27 protein-coding genes and 1 tRNA gene are annotated in these 24759 nt (G+C 62.5%); 21 read left to right on the forward strand and 7 right to left on the reverse strand.

Features of this window, described 5'->3' with window-relative positions:
• Positions 1-97: 97 nt before the first annotated feature.
• From HFX_RS13790 to HFX_RS13835, 10 genes are all read left to right on the forward strand, one after another.
• Positions 98-1123, forward strand: a complete 1026-nt coding sequence (locus tag HFX_RS13790) for a lysylphosphatidylglycerol synthase transmembrane domain-containing protein (RefSeq protein WP_004059280.1) — start codon at positions 98-100, stop codon at positions 1121-1123.
• Positions 1124-1240: 117 nt separating this feature from the next.
• The gene (locus HFX_RS13795) at positions 1241-1696 is read left to right on the forward strand and encodes a 30S ribosomal protein S19e (RefSeq protein WP_004059279.1); all 456 of its coding nucleotides are present in this window, start codon (positions 1241-1243) and stop codon (positions 1694-1696) included.
• Between the two features lie 106 nt (positions 1697-1802).
• Complete coding sequence (locus HFX_RS13800) at positions 1803-2165, forward strand: DNA-binding protein (RefSeq protein WP_004059278.1); 363 nt, start codon at positions 1803-1805, stop codon at positions 2163-2165.
• Positions 2166-2168: 3 nt separating this feature from the next.
• Positions 2169-2759 carry an alpha hydrolase gene (locus HFX_RS13805; RefSeq protein WP_004059277.1) on the forward strand — a complete coding sequence of 197 codons (591 nt, stop codon included), beginning with the start codon at positions 2169-2171 and terminating at the stop codon, positions 2757-2759.
• A gap of 68 nt (positions 2760-2827) precedes the next feature.
• Complete coding sequence (locus HFX_RS13810) at positions 2828-3733, forward strand: EamA family transporter (RefSeq protein ID WP_004059276.1); 906 nt, start codon at positions 2828-2830, stop codon at positions 3731-3733.
• Positions 3734-3784: 51 nt separating this feature from the next.
• Positions 3785-5080, forward strand: a complete 1296-nt coding sequence (hisS, locus tag HFX_RS13815; protein WP_004059275.1) for a histidine--tRNA ligase — start codon at positions 3785-3787, stop codon at positions 5078-5080.
• Between the two features lie 112 nt (positions 5081-5192).
• A complete protein-coding gene (locus HFX_RS13820; protein ID WP_004059274.1) occupies positions 5193-5639 on the forward strand; it encodes a universal stress protein in 447 nt (148 codons plus the stop codon).
• Between the two features lie 73 nt (positions 5640-5712).
• Entirely contained in the window at positions 5713-6525 is an 813-nt protein-coding gene (truA, locus tag HFX_RS13825) for a tRNA pseudouridine(38-40) synthase TruA (RefSeq protein ID WP_004059273.1), read from the forward strand.
• Positions 6526-6609: 84 nt separating this feature from the next.
• Positions 6610-7257, forward strand: a complete 648-nt coding sequence (locus HFX_RS13830) for an HAD family hydrolase (protein ID WP_004059272.1) — start codon at positions 6610-6612, stop codon at positions 7255-7257.
• A gap of 102 nt (positions 7258-7359) precedes the next feature.
• A complete protein-coding gene (locus tag HFX_RS13835; RefSeq protein ID WP_014732390.1) occupies positions 7360-7680 on the forward strand; it encodes a hypothetical protein in 321 nt (106 codons plus the stop codon).
• Positions 7681-7689: 9 nt separating this feature from the next.
• Here the strand turns inward: HFX_RS13835 and HFX_RS13840 are convergent, their stop codons facing one another.
• Complete coding sequence (locus HFX_RS13840) at positions 7690-9027, reverse strand: M28 family metallopeptidase (protein ID WP_004059270.1); 1338 nt, start codon at positions 9025-9027, stop codon at positions 7690-7692.
• Between the two features lie 111 nt (positions 9028-9138).
• Here HFX_RS13840 and HFX_RS20695 point away from each other — a divergent pair, with 111 nt between their 5' ends.
• Both HFX_RS20695 and pepF read left to right on the forward strand, forming a co-directional pair.
• Positions 9139-9294 carry a DUF7563 family protein gene (locus tag HFX_RS20695; RefSeq protein ID WP_425497314.1) on the forward strand — a complete coding sequence of 52 codons (156 nt, stop codon included), beginning with the start codon at positions 9139-9141 and terminating at the stop codon, positions 9292-9294.
• Between the two features lie 81 nt (positions 9295-9375).
• Entirely contained in the window at positions 9376-11175 is a 1800-nt protein-coding gene (gene pepF / locus HFX_RS13845) for an oligoendopeptidase F (protein WP_004059269.1), read from the forward strand.
• Between the two features lie 52 nt (positions 11176-11227).
• On the opposite strand, the gene HFX_RS13850 is transcribed toward pepF, so the two are convergent.
• The gene (locus tag HFX_RS13850; RefSeq protein ID WP_004059268.1) at positions 11228-11839 is read right to left on the reverse strand and encodes a universal stress protein; all 612 of its coding nucleotides are present in this window, start codon (positions 11837-11839) and stop codon (positions 11228-11230) included.
• A 142-nt stretch (positions 11840-11981) separates the two neighbouring features.
• Between HFX_RS13850 and HFX_RS13855 the strand changes: the two genes are divergently transcribed.
• The 4 genes from HFX_RS13855 to HFX_RS13870 are packed head-to-tail and all read left to right on the forward strand — an operon-like array spanning position 11982 to position 15453.
• Positions 11982-12761 carry an electron transfer flavoprotein subunit beta/FixA family protein gene (locus HFX_RS13855; protein ID WP_004059267.1) on the forward strand — a complete coding sequence of 260 codons (780 nt, stop codon included), beginning with the start codon at positions 11982-11984 and terminating at the stop codon, positions 12759-12761.
• Positions 12762-13775 carry an electron transfer flavoprotein subunit alpha/FixB family protein gene (locus HFX_RS13860; protein ID WP_004059266.1) on the forward strand — a complete coding sequence of 338 codons (1014 nt, stop codon included), beginning with the start codon at positions 12762-12764 and terminating at the stop codon, positions 13773-13775.
• Entirely contained in the window at positions 13772-15145 is a 1374-nt protein-coding gene (locus HFX_RS13865; protein ID WP_004059265.1) for an FAD-dependent oxidoreductase, read from the forward strand. The genes HFX_RS13860 and HFX_RS13865 overlap by 4 nt, the downstream gene beginning before the upstream one ends.
• The gene (locus HFX_RS13870; protein WP_004059264.1) at positions 15142-15453 is read left to right on the forward strand and encodes a ferredoxin family protein; all 312 of its coding nucleotides are present in this window, start codon (positions 15142-15144) and stop codon (positions 15451-15453) included. Before HFX_RS13865 ends, HFX_RS13870 begins: the two co-directional genes overlap by 4 nt.
• Before the next feature lie 165 nt (positions 15454-15618).
• On the opposite strand, the gene HFX_RS13875 is transcribed toward HFX_RS13870, so the two are convergent.
• Positions 15619-15692, reverse strand: a tRNA-Lys gene (locus HFX_RS13875).
• 85 nt (positions 15693-15777) lie between these two features.
• Between HFX_RS13875 and HFX_RS13880 the strand changes: the two genes are divergently transcribed.
• Complete coding sequence (locus HFX_RS13880; RefSeq protein ID WP_004059263.1) at positions 15778-17022, forward strand: M20/M25/M40 family metallo-hydrolase; 1245 nt, start codon at positions 15778-15780, stop codon at positions 17020-17022.
• Here the strand turns inward: HFX_RS13880 and HFX_RS13885 are convergent.
• Positions 17010-17684: a DUF7119 family protein gene (locus tag HFX_RS13885; protein WP_004059262.1), complete on the reverse strand. Its 675-nt coding sequence runs from the start codon at positions 17682-17684 to the stop codon at positions 17010-17012. The two genes, HFX_RS13880 and HFX_RS13885, sit on opposite strands and share 13 nt — an antisense overlap.
• A 79-nt stretch (positions 17685-17763) precedes the next feature.
• Positions 17764-17928 (reverse strand): hypothetical protein, encoded by a 165-nt coding sequence (locus HFX_RS20100; protein WP_004059261.1) that lies wholly within the window; start codon positions 17926-17928, stop codon positions 17764-17766.
• Between the two features lie 304 nt (positions 17929-18232).
• On the opposite strand from HFX_RS20100, the gene HFX_RS13890 reads away from it, so the two are divergent.
• The 4 genes from HFX_RS13890 (at position 18233) to HFX_RS13905 (ending at position 22117) form a co-directional block, all read left to right on the forward strand.
• Positions 18233-18556: a hypothetical protein gene (locus tag HFX_RS13890; RefSeq protein ID WP_004059259.1), complete on the forward strand. Its 324-nt coding sequence runs from the start codon at positions 18233-18235 to the stop codon at positions 18554-18556.
• An 88-nt stretch (positions 18557-18644) separates the two neighbouring features.
• Positions 18645-20423, forward strand: a complete 1779-nt coding sequence (locus HFX_RS13895; protein ID WP_004059258.1) for a nitrite/sulfite reductase — start codon at positions 18645-18647, stop codon at positions 20421-20423.
• A gap of 94 nt (positions 20424-20517) precedes the next feature.
• Complete coding sequence (locus HFX_RS13900) at positions 20518-20802, forward strand: DUF6360 family protein (protein ID WP_004059257.1); 285 nt, start codon at positions 20518-20520, stop codon at positions 20800-20802.
• A gap of 394 nt (positions 20803-21196) precedes the next feature.
• A complete protein-coding gene (locus HFX_RS13905; RefSeq protein WP_004059256.1) occupies positions 21197-22117 on the forward strand; it encodes a DMT family transporter in 921 nt (306 codons plus the stop codon).
• Between the two features lie 76 nt (positions 22118-22193).
• On the opposite strand, the gene HFX_RS13910 is transcribed toward HFX_RS13905, so the two are convergent.
• Together HFX_RS13910 and HFX_RS13915 are read right to left on the reverse strand one after the other, a co-directional pair.
• Positions 22194-23840: an ABC transporter permease gene (locus HFX_RS13910; protein WP_137685649.1), complete on the reverse strand. Its 1647-nt coding sequence runs from the start codon at positions 23838-23840 to the stop codon at positions 22194-22196.
• 1 nt (position 23841) lies between these two features.
• Complete coding sequence (locus HFX_RS13915; protein WP_049917470.1) at positions 23842-24717, reverse strand: ABC transporter ATP-binding protein; 876 nt, start codon at positions 24715-24717, stop codon at positions 23842-23844.
• Positions 24718-24759 lie beyond the last annotated feature (42 nt).

The raw sequence follows: 24759 nt of genomic DNA on the forward strand, positions 1-24759 counted from the left end.
GCCACACGAAAGAGACGATAAAAACGACACCCCCCGACCTGCTTTCCGGCCGTCAAATTCGGTGACTTAATGCACGTCGTAGACACATTCCCAGCAAATGGCCCGCGAGAATATTCGTGCGACGCTCCTCGGGTTCGCCGCGGCTATCGTCGTCTTTGCCGTCCTATTCTATTTCGTGGGCGTGGACAAACTCGTCGAGCGAGTGACGATGGCCGACCCCGCATATCTGGCGGTCATCTTTGGTATCACGCTCGTGTGGCTCGCCTCGTGGGGGACCTCGTTGAAGACGGTACTCGGCGTTCTCGGCGTGCAGATATCCGTCGTTCGGTCGTTCCTCGTATTTACGGGTGCGATGTTCTCGAACAACATCACGCCGTTCGGACAAGCCGGCGGGGAGCCTGTGACTGCGCTCCTCATCTCACGGAGTACCGACGCCGAGTACGAGACCGGACTGGCGGCCATCGCGAGTGTAGACACGCTGAACTTCGTCCCGTCTATCACGATTGCCCTCATCGGTGCGGGATACTACGCCACCGAGGTGACGCTCGGTCGAAACCTCGAAATCGCCCTCACCGCCGTCGTCGTCCTCGCCATCGGCGTCCCTGCAACAGTCTACGTCGCGTGGCAACGGCGGTACGACCTCGAACGCCGAATCATTCGGGCCTTGACCCCGCTTATCCGCACCGTCGCACGATACGTTCCGAGAATGCCAGTTCCCTCAGCCGACGGTATCAACCGCCGGATAAACGGATTCTTCCGCTCCATCGAGCGCGTCGGGCGAAACCCGCGAGGGTTGGCGGTCGCACTCTTACTCTCGGGACTCGGGTGGTTCTGTCAGATGGTCGCCCTCTGGGTGGCGTTTCGCGCCATCGGCGCTCCAATCGCGTTCTCTATCGCGCTGTTCGTCGTCCCCATCGGTGCGATTGCGGGTGTGACACCGCTTCCGGGGGGTTCGGGCGGTATCGAGGTGACGCTTTCAATCCTCATCGCCGCGGCCGCTTCGGTCTCGCTCGACGTCGCAACGGCAGGGGTCGTCATCTTCCGGGGATTCATCTACTGGGTCCCGACGCTTCTCGGCGGTATCGTGATGAGTATCCAGAGCACGCACGGTTGGCGACCCTGAGACGGGCCGAAAAAGGAGTGTGTTCCCGCTATACGCCCGGCGGGGCACAGGAGCCTCCAACCGCCCGTATCGGGTGAATACGATGCCTTTAAACGCCGCGATTATGAACGAATAGCCATGGTAACCATCTATGACGTCCCGGCGGACGCCCTCATCGAAGAGGTCGCCGGACGACTCGAGGACCGTATCGAGCAACCCGACTGGATGGCCTTCGCGAAGAGCGGCCAGACCCGCGAACTCCCGCCACAGCAGGACAACTTCTGGTTCATCCGTGGTGCGAGCCTTCTCCGCAAGGTCGCCATGAACGGCCCCGTCGGTGTCGACCGCCTCTCCACCGAATACGGTGGTCTGAAGCGCGGCAGCAACCGATACAGCGTCTCCGGCGCACACAGCGACACCGGTAGCAAGAAGGTCATCCGCAAGCTCCTCCAGCAGCTCGAAGAGGAAGGCTTCGTCGAGACGGCCAAGGGCGAAGGTCGCCGCATCACGGCCGAGGGTACGAGCTTCCTCGACAACGCCGCATCTGACGTGCTTTCCGACCTCGACCGTCCGGAACTCGAGCGCTACGCGTAATACCGCTGACACACACCGAGAGTTCTTCTTCGACCGAGAATTCCGTAGCGAGCCGTCCGTACGCGGGTCCGTAATGGTTTTCAGACATCGGACCGTGCGCTAGGATATGAGTGGTAGTCAAGACGACGAGCGACTGGAGGAGCTTCGACGAAAGAAGATGCAGGAACTCCAGGAACAGCAGGCAGGACAACAAGGCTCAGCCGAACAACAGCAGGCAGAGGAGGCCGCAAAACAACGCGCCGAACAGCAGAAACAGGCACTTCTCAAGCAGTATCTGACCGACGAGGCCCGCCAGCGTCTCAACGCGGTGCAGATGTCGAAACCCGACTTCGCCGAGAAAGTCGAGCGCCAAATCGTCGCGCTCGCACAGAGCGGTCGAATTCAGGGCCGCATCGACGACGACAAGATGAAGGCGCTCCTCAAAGAGCTCCAGCCCGAGTCCAAGAGCTTCAACATCCGACGCCGATAACACGTGGAGCTCGCGCTTCTCTACAGTGGCGGGAAGGACTCTTCGCTCGCTGCGCTGCTTCTCGATGCATTCTACGATGTTACGCTCGTGACGGCACACTTCGGCGTCACCGACGACTGGACGCATGCGAAGGACGCCGCAATCGAACTCGGCTACGAGTTCGAAACGCTCGAACTCGACCGTGATGTCGCCGAGGAAGCGACCGCTCGTATGGTCGAAGACGGCTACCCTCGCGGCGGCATCCAACGGGTTCACGAGCACGCACTCGAAGCAGTCTGCGGGCTGGGTTTCGACGCCGTCGCCGACGGCACACGACGTGACGACCGCGTCCCTTCAATCTCGCGGGCACAGGCGCAGAGTCTCGAAGACCGCCACGGTGTCGATTATCTCTCGCCGCTTTCGGGATTCGGCCGCGGCGCGGTCGACCGCCTCGTCGAGACCCACCTCGACGTGGAGACCGGCCCCTCCGAGGAGATTCCGAAAGCCGACTACGAAGGTGAGCTCAGGACACTCATCGCCGAAGAACACGGTCGGGAAGCGGTCGACGATGTGTTCCCAGACCACGTCCAGAGCTACGTCCACGGACGGCGCTAGGACCGTCCGACGAACCGCTTTTCAACACTATCGAACCGCTTTTCACTGGGCCACCCACCGGGTGAACCATGGACCCCGGAATCTTCTATTCCGTACTCGCCGCCTTCGTCTGGGGCGTGTACATCTTCGTCGTGAAGCGGTATTTCCCGGGCTACCCCGGTGCGGTTCTCACCGTCGTCGTCAACGCCTTCGCCGTCGCGTGGTATCTCCCCGTCTCGATAGTGACGTTCGACGCCTCGTCGGTTCCGTCACTGGCCGATATCGGCGCGAGTGGAGTCGCTATCGTCGCTGGAACAGCGGTGCTCGTCGGGGTCGCGTTCATCCTGTTCGTCGACGCCCTCGATGCGGGCGACGTGTCTTACGTCGCGCCGATCAACAAACTGGTCCCGGTGTTCGTGTTGCCCATCGAGATTCTCTTCTTGAATCAGTACCTCACAGGGCTTCAGGTGGCTGGCGTCGCCGTTGCAACCGTGGCGGTCTACGTGGCGAACTACGAAGGTGGCGCACTGCTCGACCCGCTCAGGCGGGCGGTTCGCTCCCGTCCGGCACAACTCGCGTTGGCGAGTGCGGCCTGTTACGCCGCCAGCGACGTTGGGAAGCGCGTCGCGCTACAGGAACTCGCAATTCCGACGAGCGTGTTCGTTCCCGTCCTCTTCGCGGGGGCGGGAATAGCCGTGCTCCCCGTCGCAGTCCGTAACTGGACGAGCGTCCGCGACGACCTGCCGAAGTTCGCCGTAGCCGGGGGACTCGTCGCCGTGGGCGAGCACATCACGTCGACGGCCTTTGGGATGGTCCCCGCAAGTATCGCCTCCCCAATCGTCAACACGCAAGCGGTCATCGCCGTGGTTCTCGGCGGAGTCGTCCTCCGCGAGGCGCGCTTCGGGACGCGCCTCGTCGCGGCCTTCCTCGCCGTCGCCGGGGTCTCGCTCATCGCTATCGGCGACGTTGAGGTTCTCTTCGCAGTTGTGCGGTAACGCCCGCATCGAACAACAGGTTTCAAGCGCCGCCTTCGCCAACCATTGCCCATGTACGACCGACTCAAGGGGTTTCGTGACTTCTATCCCGGGGAGATGTCGGCCCGGCGCGAGGTAATCGACACCGTCGAAACCGCCGCCGCCCAGTACGGGTTCCGCGAAATCGGGACGCCGTACCTCGAACGGACCCAGATGTACGTCGACAAGTCCGGCGAGGAAATCGTCGAAGAGCTATACGCCTTCGAGGACAAGGGTGGCCGCGAGGTTACCCTCACGCCCGAACTGACGCCGACCGTCGCCCGGATGGTCGTCGCGAAACAGCAGGCGCTCTCGAAGCCCATCAAGTGGGTCTCGACCCGCCCCTTCTGGCGCTACGAGCAGGTCCAGCAGGGTCGCTTCCGCGAGTTCTACCAGACGAACGCCGACATTTTCGGCTCCTCGGAACCCGAGGCCGACGCCGAGATTCTGGCCTTTGCGGCCGACGCGCTCACCGACCTCGGACTTACGGCCGATGATTTCGAGTTCCGCGTCTCGCACCGCGACATTCTCGGCGGCCTCCTCCGGTCGTTCGACGCCGACGTGCACGTGACGGATGCGATTCGGGCCGTCGACAAGTCCGAGAAAGTCGAACGCGAAGAGTACCTTGGACTGCTCTCCGACGCCGGACTCACCTACGACCAGGCAAGCGAGTTCGCCGACCTCCTCGAACGCGGCGACCTCGACGAGATTGCCGACTTCGGCGGCGAAAACGTCGAAGCCGCGGTCGAGAACCTTCGGAACGTCCTCGCGGCGGCCGAGGACTTCGGCGCTGGCGAGTACTGCGAAGTCTCGCTCACGACCGCCCGCGGTCTCGACTACTACACTGGCGTCGTCTTCGAGTGTTTCGACTCCACGGGCGATGTGTCCCGCGCGACCTTCGGCGGGGGCCGCTACGACGACCTCATCGAATCCTTCGGCGGCCAGCCAACCCCCGCAGTCGGCGTCGGCATCGGAAATGCGACGCTCCAACTGCTCTGCCAACGCGCCGGCGTCTGGCCCGAAGAGGAACTGACGACCGACTACTACGTCCTCACCGTCGGCGACACCCGGTCCGTCGCTTCCCGAATCGCCCGCGACCTCCGCGAGGCGGGCAACGTCGTCGAAGTCGACGTCTCCGACCGGAGTTTCGGCGCGCAGATGTCCTACGCCGACTCGGTTAACGCGAGCACGGTCGTCATCGTCGGCGAGCGCGACCTCGAAAACGGCGAAGTCACCGTCAAAGACATGGAAAGCGGCGAACAGACGACCGCCCCCGTCGACGACTTCCCGGGCGGCCGCGACGAACCGACCTCCGACGACTTCGAATAGGTTCGGTCATCGTTCTTCGCGCCGTCGGGAAGTTCACCTGACGAAATCAGTCAATTCTCGCGAAACGATAGCGGCGACCGGTCTTTTGTCGCTTCCAGACGTATTGGGGAGTATGTACGAAACGATTCTCGTGCCACTCGACGGAAGTGCCCCCAGCGAAGTGGCGCTTGACCACGCACTCGACCTCGCGGCGAGCATGGATGCGACGATTCACGCCCTCTACGTTGTCGACGAGCGCACGCTTCATGCGACTCAACTCGACGCCGGTGGTCTCATGAGCGCCTACGAGGAAGAAGGCGAAGACATCGTCTCCGAGGCCGCAGACGAGGCTACCGAGGCGGGTGTCGAAGTTGTGACTGCAATCGAACACGGGTCGCCACATCAGGCAATCCTCCAGTACTCCGAGGAAGCCGATATCGACCTGTTAGTGATGGGAACGCACGGCCGAAGCGGCCTCAGACGGTACCTCATCGGAAGCGTTACGGAGCGCGTCCTGCGATTGGCCGACATGCCGGTACTCACCATCCGAGCCGAAGAGACTCCCGTCGAAGGAGAGTAGCCGAGTCAGCACCGGTCGCTTACAGGGAGAATGGGGTGGAGTCCGTTAAGTAGACCCACGGAAAAGCCAGCGTATGCGCGCTTTCCGTGTCGCCTACGACGGCCGCCCGTTTCACGGATTTCAGCGACAACCGGACGTTCCGACCGTCGAGGACGCCATCTTCGACGCCTGCCGTTCCCTCGGAGTCTGCGACGAGGATGCTGACCCGACCGCATACGCCGCCGCCGGCCGGACCGACGCGGGCGTCTCCGCGCTCGCCCAAACCGTCGCGTTCGAGTGCCCGAACTGGTGTACGCCGCGAGCCTTAAATTCGGAACTCCCGGCGACAGTCAGGGCGTGGGCCGCCGCCGACGTCCCCGACGATTTCCACGCGAGACACCGACCGACTCGCCGCGAATACGTCTACGACCTGCACGCGCCGAGCGACGCGTTCGACGACGACCGGGCCGCCGCCGTCCTCGACGAACTCCGCGGCGAACACGACTTTCACAACCTCACGCCCGACGATTGGGGGACCGTCCGAACCATCGACGGCGACCTGAGCCGCGACGGGGATTTCCTCGTTATCCGCGTCGAGGCCGGCGGGTTCGCCCGTGAACTCGTCCGTCGACTCGTCTCACTCGTTCGTGCTGTCGCGTCGGGAGCGGCACCGATGGAGAAAGTCGACGACGTACTCGGCTCGGAGCACCTCGAAGGACCCGACGGCGTGCCGCCCGCCCCGCCGACGCCGCTTGTTCTCACCGCCGTCGACTACCCGGCCGTCGAGTTCGAGGTCGACCCCGAGGCTGCTGAGAGCACGGTTCGGGCGTTCAACGAGCGGGCGCTCGCGGACCGAATCGGCTGGCGCGTCGGGTCGCGAATCCGTGACGGCGTCGACAGCGCGTAGTCCACCCAGACATCAATAGCACTCCGGAGCCATTGGGGTACCTCATAGCAAAGATATCCTTCTTCGGGTCCGAATCGTCCGACCATGTGCTACGACGCTGTCATCTTCGACAACGACGGCGTACTGACGGAACCGACGCTACTCGAAGTCGAGCGCGAAGCAGTCCGGCGGGCGTTCGCCGAGTTCGGCGTGGACCCGACGACGGAGGCGATTGATGGCGTCATCCACGGTGGACTCACGCATCTGCGCCGCATCTGTGCGGTCCACGACGTGCCGGTCGACGAGTTTTGGTCGAGTCACGAGACGCACGCCGCCACTACGCAGTTGGAGTGCCTCGAAAACGGGACGAAACCACTGTACGACGACGTACACGAGCTCGACGACATCGAGCACCCACTCGCCGTCGTGAGCAATAATCAGCATGCGACTATCAAACACATTCTCGACGTGTTCGACCTCGGGGACCGCTTCGAAGTCGCCTACGGCCGCGAACCGACGGTCGAGGGTGCCCGCGTCAAGAAACCGAATCCACACTACATCGAGCGTGCAATGGACCGCCTCGGCGTCGAAAGCGCCCTCTACGTCGGTGACAGCAACGTCGACGTGGTCGCCGCCAACCGCGCCGGTATCGACTCGGCGTTCGTCCGCCGTCCCCACCGCGAGGGCTACAAACTCGCCGCGGACCCGACGTACGAACTCGATTCGTTAGCCGAGTTACCCGCAGTGTGCTGAGTCGCTGACGTTGGTCCCGCGTGCGTACGCAAACCATCAACCAGTAGGCACATCACTCGACCAACCAGTAGGCACATCACTCGACCCTCCGTGAGGATGAACATGGACCGGACCACCGCGTGGGACGTCACATTCCGCATCACCTTCGGCCTGCTCATCATCGGCATCGGAAATACTATCGGAGGGTTTGTCGCCAGCGCGACGGGTATCTTTGGCCTCGCGCTCTATCTTCTCATCGCGATTCCAGCGTTGATTTACGGGATATTTCACATCGTCCGCGGAGTGGGCGTAATCGTCAAGTCGGGGACGAAAAGCGCGCTCACCGACCTCGGCCTGACGGCTGAGGCCGTCGCCACAGATTCGAACGCGACCGGTCGCAGCGGCCCGGAGAACAGCGACACCGACCCCGCGGCCGACGACTAACCACCGACCCTACTCCCACCCGCCGGGCCAGATGCCCGCGGCTTTCATTCCCTTCTCGAAGTCCGCTTGTCGGAACGCCGTTGCGAGTTCGTCGTCATCGAGTCCCGGAATCTCGTCGTTCGCGGCTGCCGTTGCGAGTTCACGCACGAGGAGCGCTGCTAACATCGCATGTTCGCGGATGTTCCTGTCGTCTACCTTGTCGCGCGTGTCCGCGTGGGTGTGTCCCCACCCTCGTCCGCGCTCGCCGCTGTCGCTGTGGAGTTGGAGCGCGGGGATTCCGGCGCGGACGAACGGCCACTGGTCGCTGAAAGGGTGCGGCGTTTCGTCCACGCGAATCGGGTGTCTCGTCTCGTCCGCGACGCGGCTCGCCACCTCGGCCGTCGCCTCGGAAGTGTGCGTCATCGCCACGAGGTCGCGGAACCGTCCCGCACCGTCGACGTTGACGACCGTGGCGACGCGGTCGAGGTCGAGGCGATTCACGAGGTGTTCCGCGCCGGTCAGTCCGAGTTCTTCGGCCCCGACGCCGACCACGCGGACGCCGAGGTCGAGGTCCATCGCCGCGAGAAGTCGGACCGCGGTGGCGACAGTGGTGATACCGCACCCGTTGTCGAGCGCGCCCTCGGCGATATCGTGGGCGTCGAAGTGCGCACAGAAGACGACTTCGCGCTCCGTGTCGGGACCGACGTGACCCTCGACGTTCCTACTTTCGCCGGGTTCCGTGGCGGCATCGACCGTTAATCGAGCCGTCCCATCTCGGCTCGCGTACTCGGCCAACCACGACCCCGTCTCCTTGCTCACACCAACCGCGGGGGCGAGAGCTTCCTCGTCGTACCGCAGTGCACCGGTCGGTGGCAGTTGCCCGGGAATGTGATTGACGAAGACGAATCCGACCGCACCCGACTCGATAGCGTAGTTGAACTTCTCTATCCGATGGATAAAGCGCCCTCCGCTGGGCGTGGTCGTACTGGCGACGGCGATAGCACCGTTCACGTCGTGCTCGTCAATTTCCGACGGCGTACCATAGCCTACGTCGACGAGCGGGCCGGAGACATCCGCTGCGGGAGCGTAGGGGAGCGCAATCGCTTCGAAAGACCGCTCGTCGGGGGCAGTGAGTTCGAGCGTCGTCTGCCCGCGCGACCAGTGAGCCATCTCGAAGGTATCGAATTCGACGTGCTGAGCGCCAGCGTCGACGAAGGCGTCGGCGACGAGCGAACTCGCACGGCGGTCACCTTCCCCGCCAGCCATCCGGTTACCCACTGCGGTCAGTTGTGTGAGGAACTCCCACGGGCGGTCGTCGGTCCACGTGCGAGCGAACACGTCGCGGGCGTCGGGTGACAGGTCGTCCATGTTCCATCCACTCGCCATCGGTCAAAGTGGTTTGTGACGGTTTGGCCACGCTATCGATTAAAAAGGTTGCCCACAACATCTAACTAATTTGACGTGGTACGAACGAGCGCCATGCCAACATGTCAGAACTGCAGTTCTTTCGTTACAGAAGGCTACGTCAAGGTGTTCGCACCCGAGGGCATGGAGGACCCCCGGGTCTGTCCGCACTGTGAGGACTTGGTTCGTGACGGTGCCCAGGTCCGACAGGCGAGAGCGACCCGACACTAATCTCATCACTTCGGCCCTCCATTTCTCCCCGCTGGCAGTCGATTGACAAGGCTTACCACCCGCGCGTGCAACTGCGGAGATATGAGTTCGGTTCCCGAGCGGAGCGATATCGAAACGGAGTACAAGTGGGACCTCGACAGCATCTACACCTCCGACGACGAGTGGGAGGCGGCCTACGAGGACGTTGCCGAGCGCATCCCCGAACTCGGAGCGTACGAGGGTCACGTCACCGAGGACCCCGAGGCGCTTCTCGAACTCCTGGAGACGATGGAGTCGGTGCTCCGCGAGGTATCGATGGTCACCTCGTATGCGAACCTCCGAAGCAGCGAAGACACGCGAAATCAGGAGTATCAGGCACAATCCGGCCGTGCCGAGGCGTTGGCGTCGAAGGCACGAAGTGCAGTCAGTTACCTCGAACCCGAGCTACAGGAACTCGACCGAGACGAGGTGCAGGCGTTTATCGACGAAGAGCCAGCACTCGAAGCCTACGAACACTACTTCGACGACGTACTTCGGACGAAAGAGCACACGCGCTCGGCCGAGGTCGAAGAAGTACTGGCGGACCTCTCCGATGTGACCGGCGCGTCAAGCGACATCTACTCCATGCTCGCGAACGCCGACATGGAGTTCCCGACGGTCGAGAAACCCGACGGCACCTCGGTCGAGATTACGCAGGGTAACTTCACGAAGTTGCAAAAGCATCCCGACCGAAACTTCCGCCGGGCCGTCCACGAGGAGTTCTACGACCGCTGGGCCGACGTGCGAAACGCCGTCGGCACCTCGCTGAAAAAAAGCGTCAAGAAGGATGTAAAGACCGCTCACATCCGCAACTACGAAACCGCTCGTGAGGCCGCACTTAACGGTCCAAACGTGCCGGTCGAGGTGTACGACAACCTCCTCGAAACCGTCCGTGACAACCTCGACCATCTCCACCGCCACGCCGAGTTGAAGCGGAAAGCCATCGGTGCCGAGACGCTGCAGATGTGGGACCTCTACGTCTCCTTGACTGGCGACCACGGCCCCGAGATTCCGTACGAGCAGGCGAAAGAGTACATCATCGAGGCCGTCGAACCGCTCGGCGAAGCCTACCAAGAACGGATGGCCGAAGGACTCGAAGACCGCTGGGTCGACGTGTACGAAAACCGCGGCAAGCGCGCCGGGGCGTACTCCGCCGGGACCTACGACACCCAGCCGTTCATCATGATGAACTATCAGGACGACGCGGCGTCGATGTTCACCCTCGCACACGAACTTGGCCACTCGATGCACTCCGAACTCGCAAACGAGGCACAACCGTGGCACGACGCGAGTTACGACATCTTCACCGCCGAAGTCGCCTCGACGGTCAACGAGACGCTCCTCACCGAGTACCTGCTCGAAAACGTCGACGACGACGAACTCCGGATGCACGTCCTCGACGAGTATCTCGAACGCTTCCGTTCGACGCTGTTCCGCCAGACGATGTTCGCCGACTTCGAACTCCAGATTCACGAAATCGTCGAAGACGACGGCGCGCTCACCCCGGACCATTTCGACCAACTCTACGGCGACCTGAAAGCGACGTACTACGAACCCGCAGAAACCGACGACCACATTGCCCGCGAGTGGATGCGGATTCCGCACTTCTACTACAACTACTACGTCTACCAGTATGCGACCGGTATCTCGGCGGCCGCAGCTATCGTCGAACACATCCGCGAAGAAGGCGAGGACGCCGCCGCGGACTACCGCGAAGCGCTCGCACTCGGCGGCAGTGAATACCCACTCGACGTGCTGAAAACTGCTGGCGTGGACATGACCGAACCCGAACCCATCGAGGACGCGATGTCCGTCTACAGCGAGTTCCTCGACGAAGCGGCAACGCTCCTCGACCTCGAATAGGGTCGTTCCTCTCGAACCGTTCCGTCTCCCAAATATCACCGCGTTGGGTGGGTCACCCGACGTGAACGACTTTCGCCCGCCCCGACACGCTGTTGATGTGGACGTTGTACTCGCCGCAGTCGTCGCTGGCGCGGACGACCCACGACGTGCGCTGTTGTGACGGCGACTCGATGACGGCGTCGTCGTGCCCCGCGCGTTCGAGTTTCTCCCGTGCGATGCGCTGTGCTTCCAGCGGTGAGTTCACCGACTGTCCGGCGTCGTCCAGCCGAATCGACATCACCGGAATCGAGACGCGGCGACCGACGCGCTCTGCGACGCTTCCGTTGAAAAGTCGGTTGACCCCGTCGCGACCGTGCGTGCCCATGACGATGAGGTCGGCATTGATCTCCCCGGCGTAGTCGACGATGGTCTCGGCGGGGTCTCCCTCGGCGACTGCCGTCTGGGTTGGGACGCCGTGCTCGTCGGCGCGTTCCGTGGCACCGTCGAGCGCTCGGTCACCGCGTTTGGAACCCATTCGGTCGGCTGAATCGTCAGTAGACCGGTCCCCCGCAACGTACAGTGCGTGAATATCCGCACCGATCTCGTCAGCGAGGTGAACCGCGTGGCCCACCGCATTCTCCGCTTCTGGACTGGCGTCGACCGGAACGAGGATGTGATTGTACATTGTGACCCTCCTGGACAGGTGTACGGCGAGACGGGAGTAATAGCGCGTATTCCGTTCTTGTTTTTCGAGAATGATGAGGCCGGTATGTAGGCCCGAGGTGCGTATCTTAGCCGAGCGCCGCATACGACGGCGCCGTCAAGATATGAATGACGGATGGAACATCGTCGTCTGCGTCAAGCAGGTACCCGACGCCGACGACGTCACGATTGACCCCGATACGGGGACGTTGAATCGGTCCGGCGCGCCCGCGGTCCTGAACAGGCCCGACCACAACGCCGTCGAGTCGGCGCTGGCGCTCCGCGAATCGGTCGGCGGGACGGTGACGGCGATTACGATGGGACCGCCCCCGGCGAAGGCTGTGCTCCAGACGGCGGTCGGCGTCGGTGCCGACGGCGGAGTGCTGCTCACCGACCGCGCATTCGGTGGCAGCGACACGTGGCCGACGAGCCTCGCACTCGCGCGGGCGGCCGCCGAACTCGACGCCGACGTCGTCATCTGCGGCGAGGAGAGCACCGACTCCTCGACCGGGCAGGTACCGCCGGGAATCGCCGCTCACAACGGCTGGTCGCAACTCACCTACGTCGAATCGCTGGACCCCCAGCCCGAGGACGGCGTCCTCGTCGGAAAACGAGACGTTGAGGGAGGCTACGAACGAGTGGCCGCCGAACTGCCCGTCGTCGTGGCGATGGAATTCGGCGCGAACCGCCCGCGACCCGCGGGATTGCACCGGAAGATATTCGCCGAAACCGAGTTCGAACCGGTCGAGTGGTCCGCGTCGGACCTCGGTATCGAAGACCGCGTCGGACTCGCAAACTCACCGACCAAAGTCGGCGGGATGGACACCGCAACGCCGGTCGAGCGCGAGCGCATTCGCGTCGAAAGCGTCGACGAACTGTACGAGTACATCGCGGAGGTGCGCTGAATGACTATTGAGACTGACGACTATCGAGACGTCTGGGTGTTCGTCGAACAGCACGACGGAACGGCCGCACCGGTTTCGTGGGAACTGCTGGCGAAAGGGCGCGAACTCGCCGACGAGACGGACGAATCGCTCGTCGCACTCGTCATGGGCGACGACGTTTCCGACCTCGCCGAGGAGGCGGTGGCTCGCGGGGCGGACCGCGCACTTCTCGCCGACGACGCGGTGTTCGAACCCTACCGGGCGGACCCCTACGGCGAGCAGTTCCGAGCGCTCGTCGAAGCACGCAAACCGAGTATCGTCCTCATCGGCGGGACGCACACCGGCCGCGACTTCGCGGGCCGCGTCGCAGTCCCGGCACACGCCGGACTCACCGCCGACTGTACCGAACTCGCGGTCGATGACGAGGGGCTGCTTCTCGCCAGTCGGCCGACCTTCGGTGGCGACGCTATGGCGACAATCAAGTGCCCCGCACACCGCCCGCAGATGGCGACGGTCCGCGCGGGCGTCTTCGACACGAGCGAACCGACCGAAAGCGACGTAGAACGTGCGGCAGCGGTCGAGGAAGTAGAGGTCGTCGTCGCGGAGGAAGACGCGCTCTCGACCGTTCTCGAACGGGTCGTCAGCGACGTGGTCGACATCACCGACGCCGACGTTGTCGTCGCCGGCGGTGCTGGGTGCGAAGGCGAAGTCGGTCCCATCGTCGAACTCGCGGAGGTGCTCGGCGGCGAAGTCGCCGCGAGTCGCGCCGCCGTCGACGAAGGCTGGATTGAACCCGCCCGACAGGTCGGCCAGACGGGGAAAACCGTCCGGCCGCACCTGTACATCGCCGCCGGGATTTCGGGTGCCGTCCAGCACCTCGAAGGGATGAACGACAGCGATGTCGTCGTCGCCGTCAACACCGACCCGAACGCGGCTATCTTCGAACATGCCGACTACGGTATCGTCGGCGACCTCCACGAGGTGCTTCCGAAGCTCACGGAACTGGTTCGGGAGCAACAGGAGGTGGCAGCATGAGCGCCGACGGAGCCGAAAGCGGCGAACTCAAACAGCCGACGTTGCAGTCCGAAACGCCGGATTACAACGACGCCTACGACGCCATCGTCGTCGGTGCCGGACTCGCAGGGACCGCCGCGGCGCTGACGATGGCCCGCGAAGGACTCGACGTCCTGCTGCTCGAACGCGGCCCTGCACCGGGGACGAAGAACGTCTTCGGCGGCGTGCTCTACACGCCGACCATCCGCGAACTGGTCGATATCGACGACGCGCCGATGGAGCGGTACATCGCCGAAAAGCGCTTTTCGATGCTCACCTCGGACGGCGACGAAACGGCCGTCTCGATACGCCCCGGCGCGTGGCACGACGAACCGCACAACGACTCCTACACCGTCCTCAGGCGACGGTTCGACGAGTGGTTCGCCAAGCAGGCTGTTGAGGCCGGCGCAACGCTCGTCACGGAAACGACCGTCACCGGCGTCCTCCGCGACGGGCAAACCATCGTCGGCGTCGAAACAGACCGCCCGAACGGGGAGCTTCGCGCACCCGTTGTCGTCCTCGCTGAAGGGGCGAACTCACTCGTGAGCGAGGCGGCCGACCTCAAAGAACGACCCGACCGCGAAGACGTCGCCGTCTCGGTCAAAGAGGTGTTTAAACTCGACCGCGAGACCATCGACGACCGGTTCCGCCTCGACGGCGACGCTGGCGCAGCCTACCACTACTTCGGCGAGGGTGCCGTCGGGCAAGCGGTCGGCGGCGGGTTCGTCTACACGAACAAACGGACCATCAGCGTCGGTATCGCCTACCGCATCGAAGACGCCGCACAGGGCCAGACACCCGAAGAAACGCTCGATGCCTTCGAATCGCACCCCGCGGTGGCACCGCTGATTCGTGGTGCCCGTCGGACCGAGTACGCCGCGCACGTTATCCCCGAAGGCGGGGCCAAGGCGATGCCCGACCTCGTCCACGACGGGGCCGTCGTCGTCGGTGACGCTGCCGGACTGGTGCTGAACAGCGGCGTCCACCTCGAAGGGACCAACATGGCCGTCGAAAGCGGCTACCACGCCGGGAAGGCAATTGCCGCTGCACTCGAAGACGACCGAAGCGACGAGTCGGCGCTAGTCGCCTATCCGCGTGACCTCGAACAGTCCTTCGTCGTGGAGAACCTACGGCACTACGACTGGTTCCAAGGGACCATCGCCGACGACCGCCAGTTCCTCTTCGAGGACTTGCCGCGGGCGCTGGCCGATGCCGAGACGGAGTACTTCAAGATGGACCGCACGTCGAAAGACGAGCACACGGACGCGGCGCGCGACCGCCTCCTCGAAGCGGCCGGCGGGTGGTTCGGCGCGGCAAAGCGCGCGTGGCGGTTCCGGAGGATGTTATCATGAGCACTGTACAACCCCACGTTCCGGACGTTAGTATCGAGGACCGTCTCTACACGGTCAAATACCGAGACGCCGGCGAGTCGCACCTCGGCATCAAAAACGCGGACGTTTGCACCGACTGTACGACCAACGAGTGCGAGCAGGTCTGTCCGGCCGCGGTCTGGACCGTCGAAGAAGGAAGTAACGGAGTCCCGTCGATTGCCTACGAGAACTGTCTCGAATGCGGAACCTGTCGGTTCGGCTGTCCCTCCGATAACGTCGAGTGGACGTATCCGAAGACCGGCGGCGGCGTCGTGTTCAAGCAGGGATAGCAACGAGGTTCCAACGCTACGGTGCGTATTTTTACTTCAGCACATCGCTCGCTCTCTGATTCAAGTCCCTCAGAACCGTTTCACTCCTCACGTTTGTTCTCACTAGAACGCATAGCGTTCTGGTTTGCTCACGAGACGCTCTCCGTCTCGTGAACGTCGTAGAAACGGGCTGGGAGGGACTTGAACCCCCGACCGTCTGGTTAAAAGCCAGACGCTCTGCCTAACTGAGCTACCAGCCCTCGATTTCTCTTTAAATGGGGATACTGATAAACGTTTATTTTCGCGCCCCCGACTGCTTTGTACCCCGTTGCCGTCTACCAATGCATGGAGCTGCGCGACTTTGTGGACACCTTCCTCCGGTTCGAGAGCGTCGCCCGCGCCGAGGCCCCGGCACAGCAGTGGTTCAAAAACCGACTGTACGATCTCGGCTTCGAGACGTACGAGTGGACTGCTGACCCGGTCCGACTCGCTGAGCATCCGTCGTTTCCCGACGACCCCGACGACATCGACACCGGAAACCGCCCGAGCGTCGCCGGCGTCTTCGAGTTTGGTGACCCCGACGCCGGACAGACCATCGTCCTCAACGGCCACGTCGACGTGGTTCCCGCCGACGCGGAACTATGGTCACACGACCCGTTTACCCCCAGCTGGGACGACGATGGCGTGACCGTCAGCGCTCGCGGCGCAGCCGACATGAAATCCGGCGTCTCGGCGTGCGTCTTCGCCGCAGTAGACCTCCGGGATGCCGTCGAAGCCGGGGACCTCGACCTCGACGGCCGGGTCGTCATCGAGAGCGTCGTCGGCGAAGAAGAAGGCGGTATCGGGGCGGCGGCGGCCGCGCTGGACAATCCGTACCCCTTCGAGCGAGACGCCGCGCTGGTGGCCGAGCCGACGGAACTCGAACCGGTTCTGGCCACCGAAGGGTCGGTGATGAAGCGACTCCACCTCACCGGTCGGACCGCCCACGCGGCCTCGCGGTGGCGCGGTGTCGACGTACTGCCCAAGTTCGAGCGCATTCGCGAGGCGTTTTTCGAACTCGAAACGGAGCGTACCGAACACGTTTCGCACCCGCTGTACGACTTTCCGATTCCGTGGCCGGTCTGTGTGGGTCGCGTCGAGGCGGGAACGTGGGCGTCCAGCGTCGCGGGGACGCTCACTGCCGAGTGGCGACTGGGTGTTGCGCCGGGCGAGACTGTGTCCGAGGTCGAACAGGCGTTCGAAGACCGACTGGCGACCGTCGCCGCAGACGACGAGTGGCTCTCGGCGAACCCGCCGACGTTCGAGCGCTTCTCCGTTCAGTTCGAACCCGCCGAAATCGACGCCGACGAACCGGTCGTCGAGGCACTACAGACGGCACTCCGTGAAGCAGACCTCAGTGACGACCCGGTGGGTGCGACCTACGGCGCGGACTCGCGGCATTACGTCGAGGCGGGTATTCCTACGGTACTCTTCGGGCCGGGAAACATCGAGCAGGCGCACTTCCCCGACGAGACCATCGAGTGGGAAGAAGTCGAGATTGCGCGTGACGTAATTCGAGAGACGGCGCGGCGCTTCCTTCAGTCGAAGTAGGCTTCGAGCGCGTCGGCGACCACGTTACCCGGTTCCGTATCTTCCAGTGAGGCGCGTCGCCGGAGTTCGAGGTACACGTCCGCCGGAAGCGACACATCGAGCGTACCGATATCGACGCCGTGGTCGGTGAGCGCCGTAATGACGGGCGTTCCGTCGTTGACCTCGCTTGCGAGGCGGCGAACCTCTCGGACGGTCAGTCCCGCATCGAGCGTCGCCCACGCGAGGTGGAGACGGGCGTCGCCGGAGACGCGTGCAATGTGTTTCGCTGCGGTCGGTGCAATCTGTCCGCGGGCGACGTGCCGCCGAACCGACTGCGGAAGGTCGTGGACGCGGGCCCATTTGCGGATAAACGAGACCGAAACGTCACCATCCGCTCTTTCTGCGGCGCGTTTGTACGAACCCACGCCGCGGACGAGAGCAGCACAGGCGGCGGCACCGCGGAGCATAAAGACGTGGTCGTCGTCGCCAGCCGTGGACTCGGAGAACGAGCGGACCGTCCGAGCGGCCTCGGCGACGCTCTCGGGGTCGTTTGGGTCGAACCCGACCGCCTCGTGGGCGCGCTCGCCCGTGACGGCAGGGTCGCCACGGACGACAGGTGCGCCGACCGGCTCTCTTCGGTCGGCGGGCACCTGACTGGTGCGTCGGCGTTCGTCGTTCGTCATCTACGAGTCGGTTACGTGTTCTTGGATAAAAACATCCCCCTGACTGGCGAGATTCGCGCGCGAGCGGGGTTCGGGCGGGTTACTCCTCTCGGGACTCCGAGAGGTGCGACCAGATTTCGGTACAACCGGCACCGTCTTCGAGGTCCTTGAGGTGAGCGGCTGGGTCGGCTTCGTCGACGTCAGTCGGTGCGTCGGCGTCCGATTCTGGGTCCGGGTCGGGTTCGAGTTCTGCCTCGCTCGTCATGCGTCATCCTCCGTCGACTGGTCAAACAGTTCGGGGGCGACATCGGCGGAGGCGTGTTGTCGAACGGCGGTGCGGTGGTCACTCATCATCCACCTATACTGAGGGCTCCTGCATAAGGGAATCCGCACCTGTAATGTGTACCCCCACTCCCGGGTACCGGAAGGGGTTGCCACTACCTCAGACGGCCGAAATCACCCGAAACCACCAGACAATGATGAAGTTAGCGCGATAACCACCGTCGTGCTCCCCCGCGGGGATTGCGGCCGCCGTCTCACATAGGTAGACGGAGCACTGACGGGGACACATGAGCGTCTCCCTGCGCGTCCTCGATGACGGGGCGTGGGTCTCCGTGAACGACGCCAGAGAAGTAAGCGTGAGCGAACTCTGGCGGCTTAATGCCCCTGCATTCTGCGGTTGTGAGCTTCCGGACTTCGTCGTAGAGAACGTCCTCTCGGTCGGTGCGGACGGACGAACCGTCTCGGCGAAAGTGTACGGCCAGTGCATCGCCTGTGGTGAAACGGGCGTCCCCGGTTGGGTTCCCGTTGGCCGACTCTCAGACGGCGAATTTACCGATATCGCCCGTGAGAGCGTGGTTCTCCCCGTTCGGAACGACGGCGATATAACATAGGCAATTATTTCCCCTTTTGGGCAGCACCGGGAAGGGTTGACGGTACGCTCGGGGCCTTACGTAGGCAAATGTATGGATATTCGTACGAATGCCCACGGACGTCGAACGTTGGAAATCAGAGGTCTACGGTAACGAGATACGAGAGCATCTGTTCCGTTTCGCCGAGGAGGGCTGGGACGCTATCCCCGAAGACGAGCGGGACGCCTGGTTCGAGCGCTTCAAATGGTGGGGACTGTACCACCAGCGCAACGGACAGGAGTCCTATTTCATGATGCGAATCGGGACGCCGAACGGCGTGCTGACGCCCGGACAGACCGAGGTCGTCGCTGAAGTCGCCGACGAGTACGCTCGCGGTCCGGCCGAAAATCCGATATTCGGTAACGGCTACGTCGACTGGACGACTCGTCAGTCCATCCAGCTGCACTGGATAAAGCTAGAGGATATCCCGGAACTCTTCGACAAGCTCGAATCTGTCGGCCTCTCCACCCAGCAGGCCTGTGGTGACTCGTGGCGCAACATCGTCGGCTGTCCCGTCGCCGGCAAGGACAAACACGAGCACGTCGACGCGCTGCCCGTCGCGATGGAGCTCAACGAGACGTTCAAGGGCAACGACGACCACTCGAACCTCCCCCGCAAGTGGAAGGTCTCTATCACCGGCTGCCGCGAAGGCTGTGGCCAAGGCGACATCAACGACCTCGCGCTCGAACCCGCGACCAAGGAAATCGACGGTGAGGAGACGAAAGGCTTCAACATCCGTATCGGCGGCGGCCTCTCCCGTAACGAGCCACGGCTCGCCCGCGACATCGACGTCTTCGTGACGCCGGAACAGGCCGCGGAGGTCTCGGGGGCCATCTCCGCGCTCTTCCGTGACAACGGCGACCGCGAGAACCGCTACAACGCCCGCATCAAGTTCCTGATGGACGAGTGGGGCGCGGAGAAGTTCCGCAACGTCCTGCAGGAGGAGTACGTCGACTTCGAACTGGAGACTGCAGGCGAGGACCTGCGCTCGGAGTACTCCTACAACTCCGGCTACGCTAACGGCGGCCACGCGGACCACGTCGGTATCCACGAGCAAGCCGACGGCAACTACTACGTCGGTCTCAACGTCCTCGTCGGCCGCATGGGCGTCGACGAGACGAAAGAACTCGCCCGCGTCGCCGACGAATACGGCTCCGGCGAAGTCCGCGTCACCCAGCGCCAGAACGTCATCATCACTGACGTGCCCGAGGAGAAACTCGACGCGCTGCAGGAAGAAGACCTCCTCGAACACTACTCGCCCGACCCCCACCCGTTCATGCGCGGCTCTATCGCCTGTACGGGGACCGAGTTCTGTTCGCTCTCTATCGTGGAGACGAAGAACCGGCAGGTTCGCTACGCTCGCTGGCTGAAGGAGAACGTCGAACTACCCGAAGGCGTCGAGGACTTCCACATCCACCTCTCGGGTTGTACGGCCTCCTGCGCCCAGCCCCAGATCGCCGACGTGAGTCTTCGCGGTATGAAGACCCGCAAAAATGGGGACCCGGTCGAGGCGCTCGACATCGGTCTCGGCGGCGGTCTCGGCGAGAACCCGAACTTCGCCGAGTGGGTCACCCAGCGCGTCCCCGTCGACGAGGTGCCCGGCGCTATCAAGAACCTGCTCGCGAACTTCGAGGAGCGTCGCGAGGGCGACGAGACCTTCCGAGAGTTCGTCGCTCGGACGGACGAAGAGGACCTCGCCGAACTGGTCGAACCCGAAGAGACCAGCTACGAGGACCCGATGATGCACAACACGAAGCGCACGTGGTACCCCTACGCCGAAGACGACAGCCTCGATGCGAGTCCCGCGCCGACGGCGGGCGACGGGACGCCCATCGCCAGCGACGACTGAGCGTCGTCCCGGGCGTTCAGTACCTACATTTCGACACAGAAACCCGTCTGTCTCCACGCGACCTATTTACGGGAACACCGACTATCGACTACAAATGCCAAATCGCATCCTGAAGGTCAACGCGTACACGACGCTCGACCTCGTCGACGGCACGGCGAAGGGTCACGACTTCGAGGAATCCGCGTTCGCGGTCCTCAACGTCACGTCGCCGCGGAAGAACCCCGACGAAATCACGCTCGGACTCGAACTCGACGGGACGCAACTCGACGCGCTCCCCCCGCACGCAGACACGGTAACGCTCTCACCCGAAGAGGCACGCACGCTGGCGGCCGACCTCGAAAAACACGCCGACCGGGTCGAAGCCGCACGCGACGACTAAGCGCAGCCTTCCGATTTTCTGAGAACTCAAAACGCACTACCAGCGGGTATCCCGTCGCGGTTGGCGGATAGTTCAACTACCACTGGCGAGTTCTCCGAGTGCCACCGACGAATCCCTCGACCACCGGCGGACACACCATCCACCGCCTCGTGACAACACCGACCATGGTTACTTTTACCTCGTGATACGAAACGTTCGATTACAAACTAGCTATCGAATTTTTCATCCACACATCAACAAACCCAATCGGTAGACATATGAATATGAATCTCGCAGCGTGAAGTGTGCTAGAGACGACGCCTTCACACCGTCCACGCATCGCGCGTAGACCGCTTTCTACCTCCCGCGCTCACCCGGCGAATCGAACGCCGGTCACAGCGCGGGGGGTGGTGGCGTGAGCCGTCATCGGACCCTCGTTCTCTTCGTCGCGGCGGCGGTGCTGTTCGGCACCTCCTTCGTCGGCATCAAGGCCGCTATCGATGTCGTTCCGCCGGTGCTGTTCGCGGCGTTTCGCGTCGACGTGGCCGCAATCGTCTTACTGAGCCTCGTTATCGTCCGCGGCGGCTACTGGCGGCCGCGGAGTCGCGCCGACGTATTCGGTATCCTCGCCAGCGGCGCGTTCGTCCTCGGTGCGAACAACGTGCTTCTCTTCCTCGGTCAGCAGCACGCGACGACCGGGGCCGCGGCCGTCATGTACAGCCTCATGCCGGTCGTCTCGCCGGTGTTCGCCGTGTTGCTCCTCGACGATGAGCGTATCTCGGCGGTCGACGCCGTCGGCATTCTACTCGGACTCGTCGGCGTCGTCGTCATTGTCGGCCCGGAGAGCGTTCTCGGCGGTGGAAGCATCGGACAGGCGCTCGTCGTCGGGTCGGCGCTCTCGGTCGCGTTCGGGACCGTGCTGCTCAAGCGGATTGACCCCGACATCGGAACCCTGCCACTGACTGCGTGGGCGATGGCAGCCGCCGCCGTCGGCATCCACATCGTCAGCATCGGCTTCGGCGAATCACCCGCGCAGGTGGCGTGGTCGCCGACTATCGTCGCCGCGATTCTCTACGTGGGGATGCCCGCGACGGCGGCCGCCTATCCGGTGTACTTCGCACTGCTCGCCGAGGCCGGGCCGGTTCGGGGGAACCTCGTCGCCTACGCGATGCCAATCGTCGCGACCATCACCGGGTGGGCGTTCCTCGGCGAGACGATTTCGTCGGCAACTGTACTCGGCTTCGGCGTTATCGTCTCCGGGTTCGTGTTGGTTCAGCGCGAGAGCGTCGTTCGAGTCATCGGCTCAGTCGATGGGTGGTCTGTAGACGCAGAGTAGCGCGGACCCTCTGGGTGGAATATTCTGTTCAGTTCTGTTCAGTTCAGTTGTCTCGTGTGAGTTGGGACAGGAGGGTTCACTTGACCTCAGCTTTTCGACGGAAGACAGCCGTACCGAACAGAGCGAGGCTTACTCCGATAAATAGGAATGGAACACCCGTCTCGATACTCGCAGTCGTTGCGCCGACGAAATCAAGCGGCACAGCCCTGTTGAGTGGGCCGACGTACCACACCATCAAGTACACGACCTCGAACAACCACGAAGACCGACTCCAGATCCCTGTCATAATTGCCAACGAGGGGCCAAACAGAATACCGCTCACGTACCCGAGTAGCAGTCCCGTCTGGCCGGTACTGACGAACAATACCAGCGTGCCACCACCGATACTCATAGCCACGACGACGCCAGCAAGCCACTCCGCAATGAGTTGTCTCTCTGCGTATTTTGATGAGAGTACCAGCACCGTCATCCTGTTTTTCACCGTCCGGACGCCCATCTCCGACCAGATGAATATCGGCCAGACAAATGCGAGTGGGAGAACGATATTACGGAAGGGAGCAACTTCGACGTCTGATGGACCAGCACTCACGAGGCTGATAATTGGACTGACAGCGAGAACAATCGCGCCGACATACCACCACCATCGGTGACCACGTAGCGCAAGCCGCACCTCGGCGGCAACAAGTCGGGTGAAACTACCGGCATTACGGTCTTTGACTGGCGTTAGCGAGAGCGAACTGGTTGACGGTGGTTCGGCCTCGTCGTCGGCAGCATCATCTCCTCGGTCGAATGGCAGTACCGAAACAAGTCTCGATATCCACCCGGCGGACTCCGACGATTTACCCGAAGGTGTCCGGTCAAACAGTACTGTGGCGGCAAGCACGATAACGGCAGCAGGGAGCGACAATCCAGCGCGTTGGAGATATATCCAGACAGGCCAACTCCCACCGTCGTAGCGAAACGTCTCGGTACCGTCCAGTGTTCCAATCGATGGTGTCCCACCACTGTAATTCGGTACTTCAGTCAGGAGTGAATCGACTGTTAAGTCGTATATCGAAATATGTCCCATTATGTCTCCAGCTTTCGTAGAGAGTGGAACTGCTCCGGGGAGTGAATTCTGGGCAGATGCTAACGCGGCTAAGGAGAATGTTGCCAGAAGAATATAGGAGATATTCCCGAGAGTGCCATTCAGTTGCTTGACCGTTTCAAAGAAAAGCGATACTGCTCCGACGAGGAGGCAAACCGGAAATGCGAACGCAAGCAGCGGTGCTAAAAGTGGAACCGGATTCGTTGGCCCGACACCGTGAATCGCGTGGTTGGCAATTGTTGCAAACCCAAGCGTAAAGAGGATGACCACGCCGAGAGCGATGTTGCTCAGCCACTTCCCGGCCAGATACGCCCAGTCGGACACTGGTGTACTTGCGACCAATTGGTCAACATTATGCAGACGGTCGCGTTCAAGGCTATTTTTCATCAAGTAGAACCCTCCGAACAGGACAACAGCTGACCCGGTGAGTCCCGCCTTCAATCCAACGAATGCTGCCGTGTTCACGCCGCGGTAATTCGTTATCGTGCCACTGTCGGTGACTTGGTAGGCGAGTTCAATCTGACCCACATTGACGAGATAACCAATATACGCGATTACGGCGAGCACAACGAGCAAGCGCCGTGACCGGACTCGTTCCAGAAAATCCGCTCTCGCAATGTGGTAGAGTCGGCGCATATTAGCCCCCATCCTGTTGGTCGATTCTCTGAAGGTACGCATCCTCCAGCGTCGGAGAAACCGGTGTCGCATCGTCTGTCGGGGGTGTCTCTGCTATCAGTCGAGCCTTGACACCGTCAGCGCGCTGGACACTGCTACACACCTGATACTCTTCCCGAAGCGTAGACAATTCGCTGCGCGGAACGAGACACTCATACACATTCCCAGTGACGTGACTGACAAGTTCCTCAACGTTCGCGTGGGTTACCAATCGACCCTCGTCGAGGATGGCGATTTTGTTCGCAGTCGCTTCAACGTCCGGGACAATATGTGTCGAGAGGATAACAACCCGACCGGCAGCAGTGTTGGACAGGGCGCTTCGCAAGCGGACCCGTTCTTCGGGGTCTAACCCGACTGTCGGTTCGTCGGCGATGAGCAGGTCCGGGTCGTTGAGCAACGCCTGTGCGATACCAACCCGCTGACGCATCCCGCCCGAGAACGTCTTGAGCTTTCGATTTCGAACGTCTACCAGATTCGTGAGAGATATCATCTCATCGGTTCGCGCACTCGCGGTCTCGCTGTCGAGACCACGCAACGCTGCCATATACTCGAGGAACTCTTCGAGCGTTAAATCAGGGTAGACGCCGAAATTCTGCGGCAAGTAACCGAGAACCGACCGGACGGTATCGGGCGACTCGAGGATGTTCGTCCCCTCCCAGAAGGCGGTGCCGCTCGTTGGTTTCATAACCGTCGTGAGAATGCTCATGAGGGTGGATTTTCCGGCCCCATTCGGACCTAACAGGCCGTGAATCCCTTCATCCAATTCCAGAGAAACGTCGCGTATGCCCCAAACATCCTCTGTATATTTCTTTCCCAGTGACTCGGTGCGAAGCTTCATGATAGGTAATCTATGAATCGTGCAAATGTGTTTTTTGATTGA

It is taken from the genome of Haloferax mediterranei ATCC 33500 (assembly GCF_000306765.2).
Lineage (GTDB): Archaea > Halobacteriota > Halobacteria > Halobacteriales > Haloferacaceae > Haloferax > Haloferax mediterranei.

What these genes read in the sequence shown, in the direction of transcription:
- HFX_RS13790 (WP_004059280.1), top strand. Translation starts at nt 98, where the DNA reads ATGGCCCGCGAGAATATTCGTGCGACGCTCCTCGGGTTCGCCGCGGCT.
- HFX_RS13795 (WP_004059279.1), top strand. Translation starts at nt 1,241, where the DNA reads ATGGTAACCATCTATGACGTCCCGGCGGACGCCCTCATCGAAGAGGTC.
- HFX_RS13800 (WP_004059278.1), top strand. Translation starts at nt 1,803, where the DNA reads ATGAGTGGTAGTCAAGACGACGAGCGACTGGAGGAGCTTCGACGAAAG.
- HFX_RS13810 (WP_004059276.1), top strand. Translation starts at nt 2,828, where the DNA reads ATGGACCCCGGAATCTTCTATTCCGTACTCGCCGCCTTCGTCTGGGGC.
- hisS (WP_004059275.1), top strand. Translation starts at nt 3,785, where the DNA reads ATGTACGACCGACTCAAGGGGTTTCGTGACTTCTATCCCGGGGAGATG.
- HFX_RS13820 (WP_004059274.1), top strand. Translation starts at nt 5,193, where the DNA reads ATGTACGAAACGATTCTCGTGCCACTCGACGGAAGTGCCCCCAGCGAA.
- truA (WP_004059273.1), top strand. Translation starts at nt 5,713, where the DNA reads ATGCGCGCTTTCCGTGTCGCCTACGACGGCCGCCCGTTTCACGGATTT.
- HFX_RS13830 (WP_004059272.1), top strand. Translation starts at nt 6,610, where the DNA reads ATGTGCTACGACGCTGTCATCTTCGACAACGACGGCGTACTGACGGAA.
- HFX_RS13835 (WP_014732390.1), top strand. Translation starts at nt 7,360, where the DNA reads ATGGACCGGACCACCGCGTGGGACGTCACATTCCGCATCACCTTCGGC.
- HFX_RS13840 (WP_004059270.1), bottom strand. Translation starts at nt 9,027, where the DNA reads ATGGACGACCTGTCACCCGACGCCCGCGACGTGTTCGCTCGCACGTGG.
- HFX_RS20695 (WP_425497314.1), top strand. Translation starts at nt 9,139, where the DNA reads ATGCCAACATGTCAGAACTGCAGTTCTTTCGTTACAGAAGGCTACGTC.
- pepF (WP_004059269.1), top strand. Translation starts at nt 9,376, where the DNA reads ATGAGTTCGGTTCCCGAGCGGAGCGATATCGAAACGGAGTACAAGTGG.
- HFX_RS13850 (WP_004059268.1), bottom strand. Translation starts at nt 11,839, where the DNA reads ATGTACAATCACATCCTCGTTCCGGTCGACGCCAGTCCAGAAGCGGAG.
- HFX_RS13855 (WP_004059267.1), top strand. Translation starts at nt 11,982, where the DNA reads ATGAATGACGGATGGAACATCGTCGTCTGCGTCAAGCAGGTACCCGAC.
- HFX_RS13860 (WP_004059266.1), top strand. Translation starts at nt 12,762, where the DNA reads ATGACTATTGAGACTGACGACTATCGAGACGTCTGGGTGTTCGTCGAA.
- HFX_RS13865 (WP_004059265.1), top strand. Translation starts at nt 13,772, where the DNA reads ATGAGCGCCGACGGAGCCGAAAGCGGCGAACTCAAACAGCCGACGTTG.
- HFX_RS13870 (WP_004059264.1), top strand. Translation starts at nt 15,142, where the DNA reads ATGAGCACTGTACAACCCCACGTTCCGGACGTTAGTATCGAGGACCGT.
- HFX_RS13880 (WP_004059263.1), top strand. Translation starts at nt 15,778, where the DNA reads ATGGAGCTGCGCGACTTTGTGGACACCTTCCTCCGGTTCGAGAGCGTC.
- HFX_RS13885 (WP_004059262.1), bottom strand. Translation starts at nt 17,684, where the DNA reads ATGACGAACGACGAACGCCGACGCACCAGTCAGGTGCCCGCCGACCGA.
- HFX_RS20100 (WP_004059261.1), bottom strand. Translation starts at nt 17,928, where the DNA reads ATGACGAGCGAGGCAGAACTCGAACCCGACCCGGACCCAGAATCGGAC.
- HFX_RS13890 (WP_004059259.1), top strand. Translation starts at nt 18,233, where the DNA reads ATGAGCGTCTCCCTGCGCGTCCTCGATGACGGGGCGTGGGTCTCCGTG.
- HFX_RS13895 (WP_004059258.1), top strand. Translation starts at nt 18,645, where the DNA reads ATGCCCACGGACGTCGAACGTTGGAAATCAGAGGTCTACGGTAACGAG.
- HFX_RS13900 (WP_004059257.1), top strand. Translation starts at nt 20,518, where the DNA reads ATGCCAAATCGCATCCTGAAGGTCAACGCGTACACGACGCTCGACCTC.
- HFX_RS13910 (WP_137685649.1), bottom strand. Translation starts at nt 23,840, where the DNA reads ATGCGCCGACTCTACCACATTGCGAGAGCGGATTTTCTGGAACGAGTC.
- HFX_RS13915 (WP_049917470.1), bottom strand. Translation starts at nt 24,717, where the DNA reads ATGAAGCTTCGCACCGAGTCACTGGGAAAGAAATATACAGAGGATGTT.